This window comes from Streptomyces sp. NPDC047049, assembly GCF_040643995.1.
Classification (GTDB): domain Bacteria; phylum Actinomycetota; class Actinomycetes; order Streptomycetales; family Streptomycetaceae; genus Streptomyces; species Streptomyces mooreae.
Window position 1 is genome coordinate 1 of the sequence record NZ_JBEYVM010000024.1, and the last position, 23,737, is coordinate 23,737.

Sequence of the window (23,737 nt, forward strand, 5' to 3'; positions counted from 1 at the left end):
CGCGGCGTCTGGTGCGTGCGCTCGCAAGGCGGAGGGTCGTCCTCGTAGTGGGTCTACGTGGACGATCCCGACAACGCAGCGAGCGTGCGTGCCAGGCGTCGCGAGCCAGGCGGGACTTTGCGGACACGCCCTAGCGGTCCCGTGGCCGCACCGTCATCCGGATCCCGTCCCGTGCCCACAGCACGAACCGTTCCACCGGCGTCACTTCGTGCCCCGGCGCGGGCCGGAAACGCAGACGCTTGAGGAGGACGGCCAGGACGAGCTGGGCCTCGACCGTGGCCAGGGCGGCGCCCTCGCAGCTGCGTGGCCCGATCCCGAAGGGGACGTACGCGAGCCGCGGCCGCTTGGCCACTTCCTGCGGCGTGAACCGCTCGGGGTCGAACCGCTCCGGCTCGGGCCAGTGCTCAGGGTTCAGGTGCACCGCCCAGAACGGATAGAACACCGTCGTCCCGGCCGGGATCTCATACGGGCCGAGAACCAGGTCATCGGTCGTCTCACGTGCGCCGTACGGGCCGGGAGGGAACAGGCGCATCGACTCCTTGAGCACCATGTCCAGATACGTAAGCCGCCGCAGATCACCGTAATCGGGCGTGGCGCGCTCGACCCACACCTGGTCCAGTTCGGCGGCGACGCGATCGGCCACGTCGGGATGACGGCCCAGCAGGTGCAGCGTCCACGAGACGGCGACGCCGGTGGTGTGGTGGGCGGCGAGCAGCGTCATCATCACGGTGTCCCTGATCCGCGCCGGGCCCTGACCGGCCTCCACGAGCGCCCCGATCAGGTCGCTGCGGTCGGTGCGGCCGCCCGAACGGTGCGCCGCCACCACGCGGTCGACCGTCGCACGCAGATAGGCAAGGGCCGCCTCGGCCCGCTCCGCCGAGCGCGGGTCGGCCCGTGGCACCTGGTAGAGCCGCCCGAGGTGCTCGGTGAGCACTTCCTCGAACGCGGCGACGACACGGTCCGTGTCGGTTTCCGCGCCGCCGAGCGCGAACCCGCAGATCATACGGAGCGACAGCGCGGTCAACTCCTGCTGCAGCTCGACGGGTTCTCCGTCCCCCTGCCCCGCCCAGCGGTCCGCGAGTTCCCGCGCCAGCTCGGTGAAGCGCGCGAAGTGCCGCTCGTGAGCCGGCCGTCCGGCGAGCACCGAGAGCAGCAGTCGGCGCCAGGGGGCGTGCTCCTCGGCGGGCAGCACTTGCAGGTTGCCTGCCTCGCACAGCGGGTCCAGGAACGCGAACAGTCCCTCGGGCCGTGTGTCGAGGTGCGCCGTGGCCTCCAGAAGCACGGGATCGGCGATCGACACGGCCGTGTCCGCGCCCGGCAGCTGGAAGCGCACGACGGGTCCGTGCGCCTCGTGCAGGCGTAACTGGTACCGGTGCAGCCCGCCCGCAGCCGCAACGGCGCTCAGCCCGCCGTCCTCCTGGTACTCGGGTCCGGGGATGCGCATGACGGTGCCTCCTGCCCCAAGTCCTGCCCGTCGAAGAGTCTCTTTCGGGGGCCCTCGACTCACCCTTGCATCAAACACTTTTTCCCCGGGTCCCCGCTGCATCGACCACGGAGCCGCCGCAAAAACCCGTTGGCGGACCACTGCGACCGTTGCTAATCTCCCGGAGGCCGTGCGAGAGAACGAGGAGGTGGTACCCGTGAACGCAGTATCGACATGGGTGCTCCCCTCCGGGGTCACGGTCGGGCGATAGGTCGTCCGGGAGCGCCGTTCCAGCGCACTCCCGAAAGGCACGACCATGCACTTCACTTCTGAACGGCGCCTCGACGACGGCGTCCTCGAACGCGAATTCACCCTCGGCGGGATCCCGGGCATCCTGTGGACGCCCCCGTCCGCATCTGCATCCGGACCGGCGCCGCTGATTCTGCTCGGCCACCCTCCGCTCGGACTGCGCAAGATGTATCCCCGGCTGGCGGGGCGGGCCCGGCGCGCCGCGGCGGATGGCTTCGCCGCGGCCACCATCGAGCTCCCCGGGAGCGGTGACCGGCCCCGTTGGGCCGCCGCCGAGCAGGCCCGCGCCGAGCTGCGCCGGGCCATGGAGGCCGGCGAGCCGGTCGGCGACGAGATCGTCGACGCCCTCGTCCTTCCGCTCGTCGAAAAGTCGGTCCCGGAATGGCAGGCCGCCCTGGACGCTCTTCTGTCGCTGCCCGAGATCGGCGGCCCGGTCGGGTACTCGGGGGGAGTGATCTCCATCGGCATCCGGCTTGCGGTGGTCGATCCGCGCATCTCGGCCGCCGTGCTGTTCGCCGGGAGTCTCGTGCCCGCCGCCATGTTCGAGGAGGCCCGCCGGGTCACCATTCCCCTGCACGTCCTGCTGCAGTGGGACGACGAAGGAAACGACCGGCAGGCGGCCCTGGACCTGTTTGACGCCTTCGGCTCCCAGGAGAAGACACTGCACGCCAACATGGGCGGACACAGCGGCGTCCCGCAGTTCGCGGGGGACGCCGCGGCCCGGTTCTTCGCCCGGCATCTGCGCTAGACCCGCATCGAGGTTCCGTCGGCGTTGGCACGTTGTGCGTCCGGAGCGAAGGTGCTGGTGAGTCCGTCCTACAGCCGGGCCAGTTGCCAGGTGCCCTCGCTCCACGACGCGATCCGCGTCGTATGCGGGCTTGCCCTCCAGCACGCGTGTCCTGCCCCGGGCCTGCCCTCGTGGGCCTTTCCGGGCGGGCGGACGAGTGTCAGACTGGAGCGGTCTGTATCTGCATGTCATCGGGCCCGGCGATCAGAAGAACCTGGAGCGCGCCTTGCGGCAGCACGAGCTGAGTCACGACCACCTTCACCCGGCGCCGCGCCCCGCGCCCGCGCGCGTCGCCTCCGACGCCGCCCGACTGGACGCGTCGGCCGCCGGTCGCTGTACCCCCGAGTCGGTCAGGATGCTCCAGGGCGCCGTGGGCAACCGCGCGGTGACCGCGGCTCTGGGAAGAGGCAGCCAGGCCGGCACGCCGGTGCAGCGGGTGGGTGCCCCGCCGTTCGGCAAGCGCTTCTCCGGCTCCTCCCTCGGCACCGAGAGCGAGCTGAGCGGATTCGTCTGCGCGCTGCCGATGAACGCGAGCCGGACGTTCGCCGTCGTCCGGTCGGCTCGGGACGACAAGCCCCTCGTCCAGATCACCAAGGATATGGTCCAGGGCCCTTACCCCAACCCGAAGAACCTGCCGATGGCCAACTCCGGGCAGTGGCAGATCCACACCGTGGAGTTGGTCACCTACCCCTCGCTCATCGACGACGGGCAGGTCCAGGAGCGCAACAACGCGGTGCAGTTCCTGCTCGACGTCTTTCGCGCGCACACCTCCTCCCGCACTCACGAGCCGCTGCGGGCGCAGACCAGCGAGGACGGCCAGTACCGGCTGGAGGTGGTCGGTGCCCGGCACGTCGTCGCCTCGGGCACCGGCATGCACGCCGAGGAGGACGGATCGGTGCGGATGCCGCCCGCCGGCCAGCAGCTCACCATGGGGGTCGCCGCCAAGGACTTCGGCACCGGGTTCACGCGCGAGCCCGGGCACGGCGAAGAGCTGAAACTGCTGGAGAGCGCCCCCTGGTACAGGCGTGAACTGGCAGCCGAGGCGGCCCAGCGGATGCCTGGACTGTCCGCGCAGCCCGGCGACCCGGCCTCCGTGGCCCGCGTCTACGCCTACCTGGCCTCCGTCATCGACTTCACCGCCGGTCTGCTCGCCAAGTACCGCCTGCCCATGGAGGACTACGAGCCCGAGGGGAACCCACTGGCCTTCGGGCTCACCGACCCCAAGGTGAAGAACGAATGGCACATCCTGCCGCGCACCCGGCCGAAGAACATGCTGGACACCCTCGACGGCAGCAGCCGGAGCGCCGCCATGGAGCTGCTGCGCACCATGCCGCCGCGGGGTGACGAGAAGGCGTGGCAAGCCGCGCACCGGTACATCTTCAGGGGCGGCGGTGAGGTCGCCGGCCACGGCATCAACGACGCCGTGGTCACCTCTGCGAAGGACGGCCGGGAGACGGATCACCCCGCGGCACTGTTCGAGTTCCGTACCGTTCCCGACCAGCTCAAGCGGTACGTCCCGCAGCAGCGGCAGGCCGAGGTGGAGATCTCCGATCCGCTGTCGGAGTTCGGCACCCGGCGGAGCGAGGCCGTGCGGGCCATCAACACGCGCGTCGCCGGTCCCGGCAACGTGGAACCGTTCGCGGACTGGTACCGCGAGCAGCATCCGCGCCACCAGGACAAGCCGGTCGCCCGGCTGTTCACCCTGGCCACAGCGCAGCAGAAGTCCCAGTGGCTCAGGACTGCCAGGCCGGAGCAGTGGCGGGAGATCAAGGACCGGTTCGGCCCCGAGGCCTAGGGCCTGTCGTTTGGATCAGGCCCTAGTACGGCAACGGTGTTTGCCCGTACGCGGGGACAAATTGCTCCGCATCTGACGCCGTACGCCGCTCCACCAATGGGCACCGCCGACAAGTTCCCGCCGCCCTCCCCTCGGACCGGCGGGGCGGCCACGTACGGACGGCAGCCTGTTTACTGATGGGTAACTTACCGTACAGTGTTGCAGCGGCGGGCAGTTGGCCCGCCGTCTGTCCGTAGGGCAGACAGTCACCACACGGCACACAGGCTGCCACCACGCGTAGCCCGTGCAACGGAAAGGACTGTCCTGAATGGCCTCCCCACGCCGGCTTCGCGCCGTACTGCTGCCGCTGGTTCTGATCGCCTCCGCAGCCACTCTGGGCACCGGAGCCGCCATGGGCGCGGTCTCGGAGGACGAGTCCTCCAAGACCGCGCCCGCCGCCACCGAGCAGCAGCCCACCTGGGCCATCGCCCACCGGGTGCTGACCACGGGCGGGGTGACCACGGCGCTCAAGAACGGGGCCAACGCGCTGGAGATGGACGCAACGGCCTGGCGCAAGGGCTGGTGGGCCGACCACGACGGCTCTCCCACCAGCTCCGGGGACACCATGTCGGCCATGTTCGACCAGGTGGCAAAGGAGCATGATCACGGGCGTCACGCCTCCTTCGTCTGGCTGGACATGAAGAACCCCGACTGGTGCGACAGCAACGACCCCAAGTGGCGCCACTGCTCCGTGGCCGGGCTGCGGGACCTGGCGCGCCAGAAGCTGGAAAGCAGGGGCATCCGGGTGCTCTACGGCTTCTACGGCAAGGAGGGCGGCAGCGGCTGGAAGACCGCCCTCGCTGACCTGAACTCCAAGGAAGCAGTCAGCTACAGCGGCGATTACGCGCAGGTCCGGGACGGCTTCGCCGAGCACGGGCCGAACGTCCCCGGCAACCAGCGCGTGATGGACAAGGGCGAGTTCAGCATGGCCTTGAAATTCGACAGCATCCGGGAGGAGCTGGCCGCCGGCAGGAAGGCCCGGGACGCCGGAGAGCTCGCGCAGACCGTCGGCTGGACGGTGAGCAAGGGTGACGGGGAACGTGCCACCACCCTGCTCGACTCCTCCGACGGGAGCGCCGCCGTGGACAGCCTGATCTACGGCCACCGCATGTCGTGCTACCCGGACGGTGTCAGCGGCCCGAAGGGCTGCGGCACGGACGACAGTGCGGTGCGGGAGTCGCTGTCGTACATCACGGACTACGTGAAGGCCCACCCGGAGACCCGCCGGATGGCGACCCCTCGGGACATCCCCTTCGGCAGCTGACGCCCCGAGCCCCCGCCCGGCCTCGCCGGTCCCTGTCAGCGTCGTCGTCGCCCGGACCGCCGGGTGCCGCGTCGCACACGTCAGCGGTCCGGCGTCGGGCGCAGGCGCACGGGGACAGCGGTGTGGCCGTTGCTGATCAGGCTGGGCAGTCGCTTCAGCTCGTGCGGGCCGGCGGCGAGTTGGATGTCGGGGAAGCGCTCGAAGAGCAGTCTGAGGATGGTGACGACTTCGAGGCGGGCGAGCGGAGCCCCGAGGCAGAAGTGGACGCCATGACCGAAGGCAAGGTGCTCTTTGCTGGGGCGGGTGACGTCGAAGCGATCGGGGTGCCTGTGCCAGCGGGGGTGCCGGTTGGCGGCGGCATATGAGGCGAGGATGGCGTCTCCGGCCTGGATGGTCCGTCCATCGGGGAGCGCGATGCCGGCGAGGGCGTAGCGCAGGGGAAGGTGCTTAATGGCGGGCTGGTGGCGCAGTGTCTCCTCGACGACGTCCTGCCAGGCGTAACGGCCGGAGCGGACGTGAGCCAACTGCTGCGGGTCGGTCAACAGAGCGGTGACGGCGGCGTCGATGACGTTGACCGTGGTCTCGTATCCGGCCGCGAGCATCAGCAGGAGCGTGTCACGCAGCTCGGCGCTGCTGAGGGCCGCGCCGTCGCCCTCCTCGTCGCGGGCGGCGATCAGCGACGAGGTCATGTCCTCACCGGGCTCGGTGCGCTTGATCTGGATCAGGGCGTCCAGCAGGCCGTAGAGGGTGGCGGTGTTGGCGACCTGTTCCCCGACCGTGAGATGAGTGGCGAACACGTTGTCCACCACGGTGCGGAACTCGGGCCGCCGGTCGGCAGGTACGCCCATGAGCTGGCCGATGACAGCGATCGGGAGCGGGTATGCCAGGTGCTCTCGCAGGTCGACCGTCTCGCCGGCCGGAACGGCATCGAGGCCGTCGAGGATGGCGTTGACGAAGGCCTCGATATCCGTCTGGAGGGCGGCGGCTCGGCGGGCCGAGAGGGCGGGGGCGACCATGCGGCGCAGGCGGCTGTGGTCCTCGCCGTAGGCGGTGAACATATTGCTGACGGACACCCACAGGGCCAGTGGCCAGGTGGGCACGGTCTCGGCGAAGTCCGGCCAATGAGCGCGCGCGTCTTTGGAGACGTCCTTGCTGGTCAGGAGCTGCTTGAGCAGGTCCGGGTCGGACACGCTCCAGGCGCGCACGCCGAGGATGTCCACCGGCGTGGCCGGGCCGCGATCACGCAGGGCCTGGTGCTCGGCGTCCGGATCGGCGCCTGTGGGGTCGAGGACGAGGATCTGCTGTGGGGACACGGTAGTGCCTCTTTCAGCTTGCGGGGGGAGATTCACGGGCAGGGCGGCGAGGGAGCGGTGGAAGGCGCCGGGACGCCGGACGAGGTCGTCACAGTGGCTAACGAGGTCCCTCTCGGGAAGGACATCGAGGACGTGGAAGATGGCGGCCTCGGCGACGGGGTAGCGTGCGAGCCGGCGGGACAGCCGTGCTGCCCGGCGCCCCACGCGAGGTGAGCGCGATGGCCCACCGACCGGTGGGCTCCCGGGGCGGGGTCGTTGTTGCAGTCTGCGCAGCTGATGGCCACCGGCTGGTCAGCCGGGAGCAGGCAGCCACCGATGTCGACCGGTTGGTATCCGCCGGTCTCCGCTAAGGCAACCTGCACCACATCGGTGACACCTTTCGGATCCGAGGCGCCTCATGTGCGCACCGGACCGCCCGTGGCGGGCTCGCAGTCATCGTCATCGCCCCCTGCGCCTGGGGCCCCTGACCAGCGCATTTGTGCCTTTCAGCACTGTCATGGCCTTCCCCCTGCACGCCGGAAGGTCCCGCAGACGTCCCTGGGATGCCCCTGACCGCCGAAGGTTTCCGAGGAGCCATGCCCCTCTCGGAATGCTCCGGCACGAAGCATCGCTTGCGGTACGCGATGGACAGACTTCGATAACTGCGGCAGCGCTGTCGAGGATGAGCGCCCTGGAGAGCGACCGGGCGTGGGGCGGGCATCCGGGGCCCGGCCGCGCCGGGACGGTGTGATGGGCCGCAGCTCGGAAGGGAATCCGAGCTGCGGCCCTGCGCGGCCGGGTGTTTTCAGTGGACGGGGGAGGACCGGCTGTTCGCCCACCTGGCCCGGCGGGCCCGCGCGTCCGGAGGTTCCTCGTTGGCCCCGTTCATGCCTCCAAAATGTCCGTGTGCGATGGGTAGGGCAAGGTGGTCGGGGTCCGGTGGACCCCGGCCTTCAGCGATTCAGTCGCCGTGAGCCTGCCCAACCTCCTTCCGCAGGAGCTCGACGTAGTCATGGGCCCACCCTTCGACAGTCGCGCGGTCCCACAGGTCGGCCGAGTACTCCGCGAAGCCCGCGAGTACATCCCCGGTGGGCACGAGCCCGAGGGTGAGGTCCGTCCTGGACGCGGCGGGGGCAAGGTCCTCGACGGACGTGCTCAGCCCTGGTAGTTCGATGTCGGTCTTCAGCGAGCTCTGGTAGGCGAAGCCGACAGCGAGCTGGTCAGGCATGGCGATGCCTTTTCGCTCCCGCATGACCGGGGCGATCCGGCGGACCGGCATGACCTGATCGATGTCCTCCACCGTGGTACGGGCGACCTGGTCCGTCAGAGAGGCAAAGGAACCGGCCGCGCCATTGCGCACCCGAAGTGCGAACCCCGTGGTCGTACAGGCCACCAGCGACTCGAACGCGCGCCGCTCACGGTTGGCGTAGGAAACGTTGAACAAGACGTCCGGCTGCCCGGACTTCTGCGACAGCATCCGGCCCAGGGCCGCTGCTGTGACCACGAACGGGGTCGTACCCCGCTGCCTGGCCAGCTGCTCCACGGCGGTACGCACCTCGGCCGGCACGGTGAACGTCACGATGCCGCCCCGCCCGCTCGCGGTCGTCGACCGTGGCCGGTCAAGCGGCAGGTCGATCCCGAAGGGTACGCCGTCCAGCCGGCGCAGCCAGAACTCCAGCTTCCGCTCATCGGTGGCTATGTCGGAGTGGTCGCGCTGCCACTGCGCGTACGCGATGGGCTGGTACGGCGCGGGTGGCAGGGCAGGGGGGCTATCTGTCATGGCCGCGGCGTAGAGCGCGGCCAGTTCCTTCAGCAGCAGGCTGACGGACCATCCGTCGCACATGGCATGGTGCAGGGCGAACAGCAGCACCCAGGTGCTCTCGCCGGTGCGCAGCAGGCGAAGGGTCGTCGGAACTCCGTCGGCGGGGTCGAGTGGCGTCTCCGCAGCCTCAGCACTGGCCCGTTCCAAGGCGGATTCCCGCTCCTGTGACGGCCGGGTGATGAGGTCCTCGACGGGGAGGTCCACCGGCCGGGCACGAAGCACCTCCTGCTGCCAGCCTTCGCCGTCCTTGGCAAGGCGGGTCCGCAGGCCCTCGTGCCGTTCCATGAGCCGGGTCAGGGCGGTGCGCAGCGCCACCACGTCCAAGGCCCCGGAGAAGGTGATCCGCATGGCGACGTTGAAGACTTGCGGAAGAGGGTGACGGGCGTGAGCCGAGGCGAAGCGGGCCTGCTGCTCAGTAGCGGGCGCCCGGCGTTCGACGATGCTTCTCCCCTGGTCGGCTCCGGACGGTCCACGTTCCCCTGCTTGCCCGGTGAGATAGGCCGTCATGGCCCGCAGCGTTGGCTCCTGGTAGAACCGCACCATGGGGTACTCGGTGCCGAATTCCTCCCGGACCCGGTTGACCATCCGCATCGCGGTGATCGAGTGACCGCCCAGGTCGAAGAACGAGGCACATGGCCCGATGCCGTCGGCGTCGATGGCGAACTCGGCTGCCCAGAGCTCCCGTATCCGCCGCTCGATGCTGATGTGTGAGCTGGGCTCGATGCCTGTGCCGGGGCCGGCTTCCGTCTCCTGACCGGTGGCAAGTCGCTTCGGCAGCGGTGCCGCGGTGACGAGGTCGGGCGGCGACAGTCTGGAGCGGTCCAGCTTGCCGTTGTCTGTCAGAGGCAGCTCGGTGAGGACTTGCCAGGCGCGCGGCACGAGGTACTCCGGCAGCCAGGCGGCCAGTTCGTCGGCCATGAGGTCGGCGAACGCCTGCCGGTCATCGGCGGCTTTGCCGACCGGGTCGGCGGGGACGGCGTAGGCGGCGAGATAAGCCTCGTCCCGTTCGTTGCGGCGAGTGAGCACGGCCGCCTCGCGCACGCCGTCCAGGCCGTTGAGTACGCGGGAGACTTCCTCCGGCTCGATCCGGAAACCGCGGATCTTCACTTGGTCATCGGTCCGGCCGCGGAACTCGAGCTTTCCGTCGGTGGTCCAGCGCACCAGGTCGCCCGTGCGGTACAGGCGGGCGGCCCGGCCACCGTCCGGGTCCGGCAGGAAGCGCTCTTCGGTGAGTTCGGGCTGGTGCAGATAGCCGAGGGTCACACCCGGGCCGCCGACGAACAGCTCCCCCACGGTCCCGACCGGCACCGGGCTGCCCGACTCGTCGACTACGCGAAGGCGCACATTGTCGACCGGCCGGCCGATGGCGATCGCCTCGGCCGCCGGGCGAGAGCCCTCGGTCCGAGGAGGCACGGTCTCCACCGTGCACAGCACCGTGACCTCAGTGGGCCCGTACACGTTCACCGTCTCGTACGGTGCCTCGGGCCGTGGGCGGGTGCGCAACACGTCACCACCGATCAGCAGGTGACGCAGCGGCGGCTGACTGCCGGGCGGCAGCTGCAGCACCGCTTCGCCCAGTGCCGTGGGCAGGATGGAGAAGGTGACACCCTGCCTGGCGTACCACTGGGCGAGGGCGAGCGGGTCCTTGCGGACCGTCTCGTCGGCGATCGTGACCGAGGCGCCCGCGGTCAGTGCCGGCCAGATCTCCAGGAGCGAGGCGTCAAAGCTCTGGCTGCAGACGACGGCACTGCGGTCGGCTGTGGTGAAGGCGAAGCGCCGGTGGTGCCACTGACACAGGTCGACGATGCTGCGGTGTGGCACCGCGATGCCCTTGGGTGTGCCGGTGCTGCCGGAGGTATAGAGGACGCAGCACGGGGACTCGCGGTCCGTGGCGGCCGCGGCGGGATGGGGCCGCCGCGGGATGGCGTCGGGTGCCACGGTGGTCACTTGTCCCGACAGCGCCGGCGTGGCCGCCTCGGCCCGGGTGGACACCACGATGCGGGCCCCGGACTCGGCGATCACCTGCTCGGCGCGCGTCCGGCCGAGGGAGGGGTCGAGCGGCACGTACGCGCGGCCCGCCTTGAGTACCGCGAGCATGGCTACGACGAGGTCGACGGAGCGTGGCAGCCACAGGGCCACCATGTCATCGGGGCTGCCATCCGCGTGCTGTTCCTGGAGAACGGCGGCCAGCTGCTCGGCGCGCTCATCCAGTTCACGGTAGGTCAGCACGGTTTCGCCGCAGATTATCGCCGTACGGCCCGGGGCTGCGGCGGCCTGCCGGGCAACCAGCTCGTGAACAGCGGTGTCCGGCGACGTACGGGAGGGGCCGCGCTGCCAGGATTCCGGTACGGGCTCCCCGGAGGCGGCCGCTGCGGCAAGCTGGGACAGCGGTGTCTTTGGGGTGTCGACGGCCGCCGCGAGCAGGTCCCGAAAGGTGGTGAAGAACCGCTCGACGGTGTCCGGATCGAACAGGTCGGTGTTGTACTCCAGGTGGCAGCGAATGCCCTGCGGCTGGTCGGTGAAGTAGAGGGTGAGATCCGTCAGGGCCTTGTCCGGACCGGAGTCCAGCGGTGTCGCCGCGATGCCGGGCAGCTCGAAGCGGAACGGTTCGCTGCGCTGGAACTCGGCGAGCACCTGGAACACGGGGGTACGGTCTGCCGCCCGTGGCGGGGCGAGCTCGCGGACCACCGTCTCGAACGCCACATCGGCGTGGTCGTACGCGTCGAGAGCGACGGTACGCACCCGGTCCAGCAGTCTGCCGAACCCAGGATCGCCGGACAGGTCGAAGCGCAGCGCGAGGGTGTTGACGAAGAATCCGAGCAGGTCCTCGGCCCGCTGAGGCCGGTCGGAGACCGGGACGCCGATGATGATGTCCTCCTGCCCGGTGACCCGGTGCAGCATCGCCGCGTACCCGGCGAGCAGGGTCATGAACAGGGTGCTCCGGTGCGTACGGCTCAACTCACGTAACTGCCGGGAGAGTTCTGGATCGAGGGTACGGAAGACCGCCCGGCCGTTGGAGGTCATCGTCGCGGGTCGCGGCCGGTCGGTGGGCAGGTCCAATACGGGCAGATCACCGCCGAGCGCCTGGAGCCAGTGGCCCAGGTCCTCGGTGGCCTTGGGATCGTCCACGGACGCCGCCTGCTCGCTTGCGTGAGCGGCGTAGCTCCAGGTCAGCGCCGGCAGAGCGGGGGCGGTTCCGTCGAGTTCGGCGCGGTAGAAGGCGGACAGGTCGCGGGCCAGGACGGTGGCGGAGGCCGCGTCGACCACGATGTGGTGGAGGGAGAGGACGAGGACGTGCTCCTCGTCAGCGACTCTGACCAGCCGGCTGACGAACAGCGGGCCGACCGCCAGATCGAAACGGCGCGCGCTCTCCGCTGCCAGGACCTCCTGAACCGCGGCCGCCGGACTGCCGGTGCCCTCCACGACCTCGAAGTCCGGCTGGGCCGATGCCCGCACCATCTGCCGCGGCTCGCCTCCCGTCTCCCGGAAGACGGTGCGCAGTCCCTCGTGGCGGGCGATGAGGCCGTGCAGAGCCGCGCGCAGAGCAGGCACGTCGAGCGGGCCGTCGAGGCGGATCGCCTTGACCTCGTTATAGGCGGTACGCCCCGGAAGCAGCTGCTCCAGGAACCAGATCCGCTCCTGGCCCGGCGACAGCGGCGCGTCACCAGGCGTGTCACGAGGCACGGGTTCGAGGGCGGGCGGCACAGGGGCGGCAGGGGGCGGCGTCAAGGCTGCCAGGGCAGCAGGCTTCGGTGGGTTCTCCAGGTAGCGACGGCGCAACGCGGCGAGGTGAGGGAGGCCCGCGCGTAGCTCGGCCGGCGCGACACCGAAGTCGACCAGTGTGACGATCTCGTCGGCGCCCGCCGCGGTCACCGCGTCCACCACCGGGCCGACGCTGTCCACCGTACCGATCAAGGCCCGCTGGTCGCAGTAGCGGCCGTACGCACGGCGGAACACCGTCTCCAGGTCGTCCTCGCTGAGGGCGGCGAGGTCGACGCTGTGACCGAGGCTGTTGGTGACGCCGCTGAACAGGGACAGGGATGCGCGCATATAGCGGGACAGCGGTTCGTACGCCCCGGTCCGCGCGGTGTCGTGGTCCGCCGAGAGGTAGGTGTGCAGCAGGACGGCCACCCGCCCGGCGTCCGGATCCAGGCCGTGACGGGCGCGGGCGCGGCGGTAGCGCGCGATGTTCTCCTGGAGCTGTTCGACGCTCTGCGTCATCAGGTTGGTGACGATGCCCAGGTCGTGGCGGGCGGCGAGTTCGTACGAGGCGGGGTTGCCGACCACCGCGGTGTACATGGGCGGGGCGTCCTGCACGGGCCGCGGAAAGAGCCGCACCTCGCTCTCGCCGTCACCAGTGGTCCGCCGCAGCGCGTCACCGCGCCAGAAGCTCCGCACCTGTTCCAGTTGTTCGTACATCAGCTCCTTGTGCCGGCCAAAACGGTCGGGGAAGAAGACGAAGTCATTGGCGTTCCAGCCGCTGGCAACGCCGATGCCGACACGCCCGCCGGAGAGGTTGTCGACCATGGACCACTCCTCCGCCACGCGGATCGGGTCATGGAGCGGCAGCACGACGGAGCCGGCGTTGAGCCGGATGCGCTCGGTCTCGCGGGACAGCGCGGCGGCGAGCACCGCTGGGTTGGGGAAGAGGCCGCCGAAGGAGTGGAAGTGGCGCTCGGGCATCCACAGCGCGTGGAAGCCATGCCGGTCGGCGAAGCGGGCGGTCTCCATGAGAAGTTCGTACGCGCTGTGCCGGGCGGTGGCGGCGTCGGAGTCCTGTGGGTAATCGCCGAAGAAGTAGACGCTGAAGTCGGGGGTCCGGGGGGTGGGCCCGTTCGCGGGGGCCGGGCGGGTTCCGGTGGCCGCAGCGGTGTTCCGGGCCATGGCGGCCACTGCGGCGGACTCTGATGCGGGTGCGGCCGGCGCCGGTGCCACTGCCTTCGGAGCCACCGTCTTCGGGACCGTTGGCTGACTGCCCGGGAAGAAGCCGGCCGACCGCAGCTCGCGCAGCGCGCCCCGCACGGCATCCGCGATGAACTCGATATCGCCGTCCGAGTGGGCGGTGGACAGGAAGAAGTTGCGCCACTCCCAGACATGCACGCCGCGCAGCATCAGGTGGTGGTAAAGGAGCTCCATGTCGGCGCGATGCTCGAAACGGAACTGGGAGCCGAAGTGGCTCATCCGCAGCGGGAATTCCTCGGCCTCGAAGAAGCCGTTGAGCGTGGCGGCCAGTTCGGCGGTACGAGCGTTGAGCCGGTCCTGCAGGCGCGGGCTGTGCTCCTTGAGGTGCGTGAGAACGGCGCGCGCGGCGACCATCGACACCGGGTGCTGGATGTACGTACCGCCGAAGAACGTGGTGTCAGCGGGCGGGTAACTGTCGTCGCCGTATGTCCAGTAACCGCCGTCGACGCCGTTCATGATGTCGGCGCGGCCCGCGATGGCTCCGATGGGGAAACCGCCACCGAGCAGCTTGCCGTAGGTGGCGAGGTCCGGGCTGACGCCGTACAGCTCCTGCGCACCGCGCAGTGCGGGGCGGAAGCCGGTCAGCATCTCATCGAACATCAGCACGATGCCGTGGCGGCGGGTCAGCTCGCGCAGCTTCCGTACGAACTCGACGGGTTGCAGGGAGGGGTGTCTGCTCTGTACCGGCTCCACCACCACCGCGGCGATCTCCGCGGCATGCTGCTCGATCGCCTCCAGGGCTGCGTCGCTGCCGTAGTCGAGCACCAGCAGATCCGAGACGGCACTGTGCGGGATACCGCGGGAGACGGGCACGGTGACGCGCTCCGCCCCGGTGCCGGAAGGACGGCCGAGGACGTTGTCGGCATGGCCGTGGTACGCGCCCAGGAAGGTGACGATTTTGTCGCGGCCCGTGGCCGCGCGGGCCAGGCGGAGGGCCGCGGAGTTCGCTTCCGTACCGGAGTTGGCGAAGGCCACGCGCTCCAGGCCGGTCAGTTCGGCCAGTAACTCGGCCGCCTCGCCCGTCTCGGGGTTGCGGGGACCGAGCTGAATGCCTCGCGACAGGTGCTCACGGACAGCCTCGCTGACGAAGGACGGCTCGTGGCCGAAGAGCAGCGCGCCGAAGCCCATGGTGATGTCGACGTACTCGTTGCCGTCGACGTCCTCCAGCCGCGCCCCGCTCGCCCGGCGGCTCGCAATGGGGTACAGCATCTCCTTGGTGGCGCTGCGGAAGCCGACGACGGCACGGCTGTCGGCCAGCACGCGGCGGTAGCGCTGGGCGATCCCCTTTGAGGTCGGGGTCCTGGCGGTGTAGCGGCGTACGAGGTCGTCCAGATGCTCCTGCTGGGAATGCGGGGAGGTGCCCTGGATCATGCCGGAGGTACGCGCGACAGTCACCCGGGGGCCGTGCATGCGGTGCGGCTGGGCAGGTCGCTCCGCGGCGGGCGCCCCCACGCCCATCTGCTCGGCGATGCGTTGCGAGAGTTCGGCCATGGCCGCCAGGTCCCGGTCAAGGGCAGCGGAGACGCCGTTCAGCCCGGTCACTTGGCTGCCTTGCCGTTGAACCCGAGCGTCGCCGAAGCGGTCTGGAGCGCGAGCAGCTGGGAGAGCTGGGACATCATCTGCAGCTGTATTTGCGATATCTGGTGGAGCTTTTGGGCGAGGTCCTCCAGCTCCTGGCGAGTGGCGTACTCGGGAGCGGTGGCGACGGGCGTGGGCTCCGGAGCGGACAGGGAGTGGATTGCCACAGGCTCTCGCACGGCCGGGGGGTGCTGGGCGACAGGCTCCGGATCCCAGGCCCGCTCCGCCACGGGCTCCGGCAGCGCCGGCTTCGCCCCGGGCAGCCGGCCGGCGATGAGCTCCGCGAGCAGGCCCGGCGTGCCCGTCTCCTCGAACAGCTCCCGCATCGTCACCTTGACCTGGTGCTCCTGCTCCAGTTCGCGCAGCACGCTGATCATCTGCAGTGAGTCAGCGCCGAGGGCGAAGAAGGAGGTGTCGCTGGTGATGGCTGATGGATCATGGCTGAGGTGCCGCGCCGTCGACTCGGTGATGCTTCGGCGTATTCGCTCAATCACTGCCTCGTGCTGTGCCACTCCGGCTCCATATATCTGTGGTTTTCTGGATGGCAGGGTCGGCAACTCCGGCCCTTTCCAGTGGTCTGTGTGTTGGAATCGGTATCCGGGCAGCGGTATGCGCCTGCCGCCGCAGCCCGCCAGGAGCGCACGCCAGCTGATGTCCGCTCCCGCGCAGTGCAACTCGGCCGCCGCGCCCCAGAGCGCGCGAAGCCCGGCGCCACGCCGCAAGGACGGCAACGACCGCACGCTTGGCAGCGCCCGGCGTGCCAGGCCGCTCAGAGTGGTGTGCGGTCCGATCTCGAGCAGCACGTCGGTCTGGTGCCGGCCGATACCGCGCAATGCTTTGTCGAAGCGGACCGGCTCACGGGTGTGCCGGATGAAGTAGTCGGCGTCCGGGGCCCACCCGGGCGAACGTGTCATGCCGTCAAGCCCGCTGATGAACGGGAGCCGCAGCGGTGGGAAGGCTACCTCGCCAAGGATCGCCCGGAATTCTTCCAGCATTGGCTCCATCAGGGCGGTGTGGAAGGCGCGTGCCACTGGCAGCCGCTCGCCCGGTATGCCGCGCTCGTCGAGCAGGGCGTCCAGCTGGTCCACGGCCGTGGCGGACCCGGCAAGGACCCTTGCCCGCTCCCCGTTGGTCACGGACAGCTCCAGGCCCGCCACCTCGGCGGCCAGAGCCTGGGCGGCCTCTCGGTCGAGCGCTACCGCGGTCATCGCACCGGGCGCGCAGCGCTGCTGCATCAGCCGGCCGCGAGCGGCGGTGAGGCGAAGACCGTCGTCGAGCGATAAGGCTCCGGCCGCGAAGAGCGCCGCGTACTCGCCGACGCTGTGCCCGGTCACGAAGTCCGGAGCGATACCGGCGTCGCGCCACAGCTGGACGAGGGCGCACTGCAGGGCGAACAGGGCAGGCTGGGCGGTGTCCGTGTGCCACAGCCCGCCCGTCTGCGAGCCGTTCCCGAGAAGCCCGGTGAGCAGGGAGCCGCCGGTGAGGTCGCGGTAACGGCGCTCACAGGTGTCGAGCACGTTGCGTACGGCGGGAAAGCGCTCGTACAGGGCGGTGGCCATGCCGGGGTACGGGCTGGCCTGCCCGGTGAACTGGAAGGCGACGCGGGCGGGGCCTTCCCGCAGTGGTGTTCCCGTCGTCACCGCTGCCGGGTTGGTGCCGGTCAGCCATGCGTCGAGGGCGTCGGCGAGAGCGACCGGGGTCGCGCCCCGGGCGGCGAGCCGGTGCCGGCCGTGGGCGCGGCCGAGGGCGGTGGTGGTGACGAGGTCCGCCAGGTGTGTGCCGGGCTGCTGCCGCAGGCGGTCGCGCAAGACACTGGCGTTGGCGGTCAGGGCCTCTTTGGTGCTCCCGGAGACCAGGAGCACGTCCGGCGTGGAGGCGGTGCCGGACCGGGGCCTGGGTTCGGGGGCCTGTTCGAGAACGAGGTGGACGTTGGTGCCGCCGACACCGAGGGAGGAGAGGCCCGCGCGGCGCGGGGTGTCGCCCTCGGGCCACGGTCGGGCGGTCCGGGGAACGTAGAACGGGCTGCGGTCCAGGTCGAGGGCGGGGTTGGGTTTGCTGAAGTTCGCCATCGGCGGGATGACGCCGTGCTTCAAGACCAGGAGGGTCTTGATCAGTCCGGCCAGTCCGGAGGCCACGTCGAGATGGCCGATGTTGGCCTTGGCCGAGCCGAGGGCGCAGTAGCCGGCGCGCTCCGTGTCCTCGCGGTACGCGGCGGTGGCGCCCTCGAATTCGATCGGGTCACCCTTGTGTGTGCCGGTGCCGTGGGTCTCCAGGTAGCCCATGGTCTCCGCGCCGACGCCCGCACGCTCCAGAGCCTGGCGAATGGATCTGCGCTGGCCCTGTGCGCTGGGGGCGGTAAACGTCTTCTTGCCGGCACCGTCGTTGCTGACGCCCCAGCCGCGGATGACGCCATGGATGGTGTCGCCATCGGCGACCGCCCGGTCCAGCCGTTTCAGAACCACGGCGACCACCCCCGTACCCCCGACGGTCCCGTCCGCGCCGGCGTCGAAGGCCCGCAGGTAGCCGGACTTGGAGAGAATCGACCCCTTGACGTAGCGATAGCCGAGTATTTGAGGTACATGGATGGCGGCCGCACCGGCGAGGGCTATGTCGCAGTCGCCCATGAGCAGCGACTGCGCGGCGAGTTGGACTCCGACCAGGGAGCTGGAGCAGGCGGTCTGGACACTGAGGGCTGGGCCGGTGAGACCCAGCCGGTAGGCGACGCGGGTGGCCGTGAAATCGGTGTAGTTGCCGACCATGATCTGCATCCCCGCCAGCCAGTCATCGACGGACTGACCGGGCAGTACGTTGTTGAGTAGATAGTTCTGCAGGGTGTACAGGTGGTAGCCCGTACTGGCGTAGACACCCACACGGTTGCCGTCCCGCTCGTCCGGGTATCCGGCGTTCTCCAGGGCGTGCTGGGCGCACTCCAGGAACATGCGCTGCTGAGGGTCGGTGAGCTGGGCCTCGCGGGCGCTCATTCCGAAGTGCTGGGCGTCGAATCCGGCGATGTCCTCCACCACGCCGGACGCGCCGACGAAGTCCGCCGCCCGGTATTGCTCAGCGGGAATACCGGCGGCAGCGAGCTCTTCCTCAGTGAACCGGGTGATGCAGTCCGTGCCGTCGCGGATGATGCGCCAGAATTCCTCGGGAGTGCCGGCGCCGGGCAGCCGAAAGGCCATGCCGATGACAGCCATACGAGGGTCGGGGTTGCCTCTCGTCATCAGCCGCGTCCCTTCGCCGCTGTCGGCAGGTCCGGGCTGACCGGTTCTTCCCCGCGCCGGGCGCCCGCGCCGGTCCGGCGAAGGATCACCGAGAGCAGGACTGCGCACAGGACGATGGCAAGGCCGTGGAAGGACGCCACCACCTGCAGCGGCGAGAAAGTCTCCAACAGCGCCCCGCTGACGAGCATCCCCAGACCGAAGCCGGCGTTCTCGGCCGAGGCGGAGAGCCCGAAGAGGCGACCGCGCTGCTCATCAGGGGCGGCCTGCAGCCTCGTGACGTACACGGTCTCGGTGAATCCATCGGCGGCCCCCGCAATGAGCGTGGCGATGATTGTCGGCAGGGTGGGAAGCCCGCTGAACACCAGAATGAACCCCGCCGACATCACACAGGCCCCGAGCGCGAACGCCTTCTCGCCCGGTGTCCGGCCGGCCCTCTTGGTGGCCCGGCTGAACAGTTGCTGAGCCACGATGTTGCCGATCGCCCACGTGGCCCAGAATTGACTGATGAACGTGGCCGGGTGCCCCGGGTCCAAGCCATTGGAATAGATGGGCAAGGCAACGTTGTGGGAAGAGGAGCCAAGCCCGTCCACCGCCCGCACTGCGATCATCACCACCAGCAGAGGGGCCGTCCGCAGCAGCATCCGGACAGTCCGCCCCGTCGCAGGGGAGGCATTCTCCGGGGCCTTTTCGGCGGCTTCCACCGGCGCGTCCGCCCTGGTGCGCAAAGGCAGCAAGAACATGACCGTCGCAGAGATCACGAAGCTCACAGCATCCAGCGCGAACGCAGCGGAGTAGCCGCACTGCGCGACCACCACGCCCGACGAGGCGAAACCGACGATCATGGCAAGCGACCGGCCGGTGACCAACAGACCGTTGGCACGGGCCCGGTGCTCGCTGCCGACGATCTCCGGAATGCTGCTGCGCAGAGCCACTTGAGAGAGGGTCGAGCAACCGCCGGTGACCACAGCGAGGAAATAGAGCAGCGTGGCGCGCGTCCCCTCAGGGGCCAGCAGCAGTGTCAGCAGCGAAATGGCCTGGCAGAGGTCAGCGCCGACCATCAGGCGCTTGCGGTCGTAAGCCGCGACGAGGCGGCCGCTCACAAAGCCCGACGCGACACTGGTCGCCAGGCGTACGGCCATGAAGAGTCCGGCGGCTAACGCGCTCCCCGTGACGTCGTAGATGAAGACATTCAGGGCCACCAAATTCAGGTAACTGCCGTACGCCGAGATGCCATTACCAACGACGAGTAGACGAAAATACCCCATTCACGCTTCCTCTGGTCTACTGATGGCCGTGAACCGATGAATGGAGGGGGAACGGTTGACCCGCCACATCACTGGCCAAGACGATCGAAAAGGGGGCCACACGTCTCGATCAGGAGGTGATGCCGGAAAACCAGCACAGCGACATATGACGCTTTGCCGCTTCCCCGAGCTACTGCACCCAGGAAAATGGCATGTACATGGTTCCCGCGCCGGGATCGAACCGTAACCTGCGCGCGTCTGCCACGACCCCTCAGGACATCATGTCGCCAACTTCCGCACCGTCCCCCGACACTCCCCCGCGCCGTCCATGGAGGCGCCCGAACCATGACACCCGAAATACCCACCGCATCGGCCGACCCCCACTCCCGCGTCGAGTCACCAACGCCGCAGACTCAAATCAGCCCGATCAAGCAAGCAACAGAGAGACCCCGAGTGACTACTCATTCACCAGCCAAGCATGCGCGCCCCGACTGAATCAAGCCTGCTGGGCAGCCACGCCGGAATCCGGTCGAGATCTGACGATCTTAGGCCGAATTTCTTTTATCGAAACGGACGTTGGACTGGAGAGAGAAGTCGGATTACCCCGCTCCGCTTTACGCCTCCCGGAACCGCACCAGCTCGACAGAGGCTTCCGGCAATACACACCTCTCGGCCTACGGCACGAATGGGCGAACGTAGCCTCCACGAAGGGGGCATCCATTCATGAGGTGTCCGAGTGGCCTTGATGTGGTGCCAGCCCGCCGACAGATGCCGGCACCGGTCCCGTCCGCACACCGCCACCACCGATGTGGAAGGCGACTCGCACCAGACAGCCGGCAAGCCCATCCCCACGATCACTGCCATCGAACCGCCGGCCACCGGCCGGCCGGCGCCGGTCCTCAGCCGCCTCCACCGCAAGCCTCGGCCGCCCTGCGGCGCTGGCCCCCACCGTCCTGCGCACAGTGTGGGAAGCCGCCTACGACCAGCCTGACACCCGTAAGGCCCCGCACAGCCTTGACTCCGCCCTGCGCTGCCTCCACCACCGCGCCGGCTCCCCCAGTGTCTGGGCCATCGCGGTGCGCTGGCTCACCGATCGCGCCGTACCGCACCGCCGTCTGTGCGACGACACAGGTGAGTTGGTGGGACTGCCCGTGGAGATCCTTGGGCAACACACCTAGCAACACACCTGGATGACGACCCTCCGCCATTCACAGCTTTCGACCCGATCCCGAGTACACCCGCTGACTCGTAGCTCGGTGTCCGGGCCCCGCACAGGGGGCTCGGACACCGAGCCTTCGACAAAGGAGACACGTGCTATGTGGCTAGGAGCCGTACTCATCGGGATCGCAGCGCTCCTGGCGCCGGCCGTCCCCTGGTTCCTCTTCCTGTCGCACCGAGTGTGGGGCGCCGTCGCCAGTGGCGTCTTCGCCGCGGTGGTCGCCGTGTGGGGATGGCCGTTCGAAGGCGCGAGAACCGGTATCTGTCTCACAGCGTTATCCGCGCTTGCCAGAATTGTCGTTGAGGCGATCGGGGTATTCGAACCGGGACGACGTGCCATGCATGCGGAGCGGAGGAAGTCGGACGAGGAGCGGCAGCCGTAGGTTTCCCAGGCGATGTGTGCGGCAGAGCGCAGCCGCTGCTGTCGGCGCCTCCTTCGCAGGCCCACGCCCAAGCGGATCACAGGAACCAAGGCCCAGGGCCGTGGTCCAGTGCTTGCCGTCACGGCCGTGCCGCCGGCCCCCAACGCCGGAATGCCGCACGCTCCGAATGGGACGTTCCTTGCCGGTTGGTCGGGGGCGCGCCCTCTGCCTGTTGCCGCGCACGCGGGGAGGGACGGGGCAACATCCCCAGGAGGCGGGCAGTCGGTTACGGTCCGGCTGCCCGCCTGCGGGTCAGCGTTGGTGGGGGAGCAGGGGTCGTTCGGCGTCTTGTTCGGCGGAGCGGTCGAACGCTCCCGGGCGGGAGAGGTCGTCAAGGAGCTCGTCGATGAGTTCCTGCGTGACGTGCGGCATCACGTAGACGTGGCTGTAGTCGTGCCGGCGGCCACCGAGGTTGAGCGGCACGCAGGCGAGCGAGTACTTGTGCGTGATCTCGGCGCGGGGCTGCTGGAACCAGACGCTGAGCGCGTGATCGCCGTGTCCTACCTCGATGCCGTCCTCGGCCCAGGGCTCACCGCGTTCCTGCAACTGCACGCTCAGCTGACGCAGGCGCTCGGCGGTGTACTCGGCGATCCGCAGGACCTCGGCGGCCTGGCAGACCTGCTGCTCCTCGCTGAACTGGGCGAGGTGATTCCACATGGCCAGGGAGGCGAAGCCGCTACGGGAGCCGGCGAAAGTGCTGTCGGGGGAGGAGACGACGGCCGGGTCGGACGGCGGGCGCAGTTTGGATCCCGCACGGGACATGTAGATCCCGGTGGGGACGGGCGCGCCGGGGTACTTGTGGCCGCTGGTGACGATCGAGGACACTTCGGGAATCCGGAAGTCGAAGACCGGGGGTGCGCTGTCGATGAGCCCCTTGTCGCGGGCCTTCTCCAGGTACGGGGCGTAGGCGCCGCCGAGGGCTCCGTCGACGTGGATCCAGTACCCGTTGCGGATACTGACGCGCTCGGGGTCGTCAGGGTCGAAGCACACGGTGCGGTCGACGAGGCCGTGCTGCTCGAATACCGGGCGCAGGCGCTCGCAGGCGCCTTGGACGTCGTCGTAGGCTCCCTTGAAGACGCTGCCGATGTTGAAATTGACCAGGACGGGGTGGCCCTTGGCGGCGAAGAAGTCCACGAGGGCAACCAGGGCATCGACGTCGACCGTGCCCGGCCCCTCGTCGCCACCAGTGGTCGGGACTCCGCCGAGCGGCCAGCCGTTGTACGTCTGCATCCCGGTACCGGCCACGTCGATCGGGCACTCGCCTGGGTAGAGGCTGCCACCCAGGTCGTAGAAGGTCGGGATGTCCAGCACCCGCATCGCCTTGATGTGCGAGTAGTGGGTCTCCTGTGAGAAGAACGCCACCGGCATGTATGCGTTGGGGTTGTCGTCGGGGTGCTTGGCCCGTAGATAGCTGGTACGACAGCTGGCGTCCCCGGAGATCTCGTCGCGTACCAGAGCGTTGCCGTCGAGGTAGTCACGCGCGTTCCACATGGCGTACAGGTTGCCCTCGGTGCTGCCCATGGACAGGACATACCCCCATCCGTCCTGATCCTCAGGACTGGCCGGATCCTCGGGCAGGGGGACATGCCACAGACGGGCGTAGTGCTCCAGGACCGCCCGCTCCAACCACCGTGAGTGCAGGCTGTAATTGCTGTCGACGAAAGGGTCCCCGATGTTGTTGATGTGATAACCGAGGAAACGCCCCAGAGCGGCGTGGCCGTCGAGCGACAGGTTCACCTGGTAACCCAGAAGACGCCCGCGCTGCCCGCCCAGATACCTCTCCAGCTTGGCGAGGACCGCGGTCCGCTGCTCATCGGTGTAGGCGACGCTGCCCAGCCGGTAGTCGTCGTTGGCGGGCTGCGCCGTCAGTTGCGCATCGGACTGTTCGGTAATCATTCTGTTTCCGATTCTGAGAGAGTGTGAGATGAGGCGTGAATCGCCGCCGGGCGGCACCGATCTCGGAAATCGCTCGGGTCCAAAGGGACGAAGCAGGCTGTGAGAATCAGCCGCCTTAATGAATTTCAACGGGCGGTAGTCGGAGTGGCCGGTCGCCGGACGCTGAACCGCCGCGGCAGTCATCGTGATGCATTGCTGCCCTGCCCAGGGCCTCGCCACACACAGGATATGCATAATGCGTTGCTCCGACTAACCACCTGTCTACCTTTGTCGCCCCCTAGCCATTTCGAGTGAGAAAAGGTTTGCTTTCAATTTCCCGGATTTCCTTCAGGAGTGACGTTTCGGCAAGCGGCGGGAGAGCATACTTGCGCCATTTAATTGCCTTCCTGAGTAAATTCGATCTCTTTCGGCCGCGGCTACCCCGCTCGTGCCCAGGCCCTCGTCAGCGGGCCGACCCTTCCC

Annotated in this window: 10 protein-coding genes; 4 read left to right on the plus strand and 6 right to left on the minus strand. The window is 69.1% G+C overall.

Going from position 1 to position 23,737, the window contains the following annotated elements; all coding sequences use genetic code 11:
- Positions 1–130 precede the first annotated feature (130 nt).
- On the minus strand, positions 131–1,444 hold the full coding sequence (locus ABZ851_RS33250; RefSeq protein ID WP_361135714.1) for a cytochrome P450: 1,314 nt from the start codon (positions 1,442–1,444) through the stop codon (positions 131–133).
- Positions 1,445–1,739: 295 nt separating this feature from the next.
- Between ABZ851_RS33250 and ABZ851_RS33255 the strand changes: the two genes are divergently transcribed.
- From ABZ851_RS33255 to ABZ851_RS33265, 3 genes are all read left to right on the plus strand, one after another.
- Positions 1,740–2,480 (plus strand): alpha/beta hydrolase, encoded by a 741-nt coding sequence (locus ABZ851_RS33255; protein WP_361135717.1) that lies wholly within the window; start codon positions 1,740–1,742, stop codon positions 2,478–2,480.
- Positions 2,481–2,676: 196 nt separating this feature from the next.
- Positions 2,677–4,314 (plus strand): actin cross-linking domain-containing toxin, encoded by a 1,638-nt coding sequence (locus tag ABZ851_RS33260; protein WP_361135721.1) that lies wholly within the window; start codon positions 2,677–2,679, stop codon positions 4,312–4,314.
- Between the two features lie 307 nt (positions 4,315–4,621).
- Positions 4,622–5,617 (plus strand): phospholipase, encoded by a 996-nt coding sequence (locus tag ABZ851_RS33265; protein WP_361135724.1) that lies wholly within the window; start codon positions 4,622–4,624, stop codon positions 5,615–5,617.
- Between the two features lie 80 nt (positions 5,618–5,697).
- Here the strand turns inward: ABZ851_RS33265 and ABZ851_RS33270 are convergent, their stop codons facing one another.
- From ABZ851_RS33270 to ABZ851_RS33285, 4 genes are all read right to left on the minus strand, one after another.
- Complete coding sequence (locus tag ABZ851_RS33270; protein ID WP_361135727.1) at positions 5,698–6,930, minus strand: cytochrome P450; 1,233 nt, start codon at positions 6,928–6,930, stop codon at positions 5,698–5,700.
- 940 nt (positions 6,931–7,870) lie between these two features.
- Entirely contained in the window at positions 7,871–15,235 is a 7,365-nt protein-coding gene (locus tag ABZ851_RS33275; protein WP_361135731.1) for a MupA/Atu3671 family FMN-dependent luciferase-like monooxygenase, read from the minus strand.
- Positions 15,232–18,495 carry a type I polyketide synthase gene (locus ABZ851_RS33280; protein ID WP_361135734.1) on the minus strand — a complete coding sequence of 1,088 codons (3,264 nt, stop codon included), beginning with the start codon at positions 18,493–18,495 and terminating at the stop codon, positions 15,232–15,234. The genes ABZ851_RS33275 and ABZ851_RS33280 overlap by 4 nt, the downstream gene beginning before the upstream one ends.
- Positions 18,495–19,760, minus strand: a complete 1,266-nt coding sequence (locus ABZ851_RS33285; protein WP_361135737.1) for an MFS transporter — start codon at positions 19,758–19,760, stop codon at positions 18,495–18,497. Before ABZ851_RS33285 ends, ABZ851_RS33280 begins: the two co-directional genes overlap by 1 nt.
- A 941-nt stretch (positions 19,761–20,701) precedes the next feature.
- Between ABZ851_RS33285 and ABZ851_RS33290 the strand changes: the two genes are divergently transcribed.
- Positions 20,702–20,917, plus strand: a complete 216-nt coding sequence (locus ABZ851_RS33290) for a hypothetical protein (protein WP_361135740.1) — start codon at positions 20,702–20,704, stop codon at positions 20,915–20,917.
- A gap of 714 nt (positions 20,918–21,631) precedes the next feature.
- Here the strand turns inward: ABZ851_RS33290 and ABZ851_RS33295 are convergent.
- Positions 21,632–23,275, minus strand: coding sequence for a histidine decarboxylase (locus ABZ851_RS33295; protein ID WP_361135743.1), 1,644 nt, complete (start codon positions 23,273–23,275; stop codon positions 21,632–21,634).
- Positions 23,276–23,737: the final 462 nt, after the last annotated feature.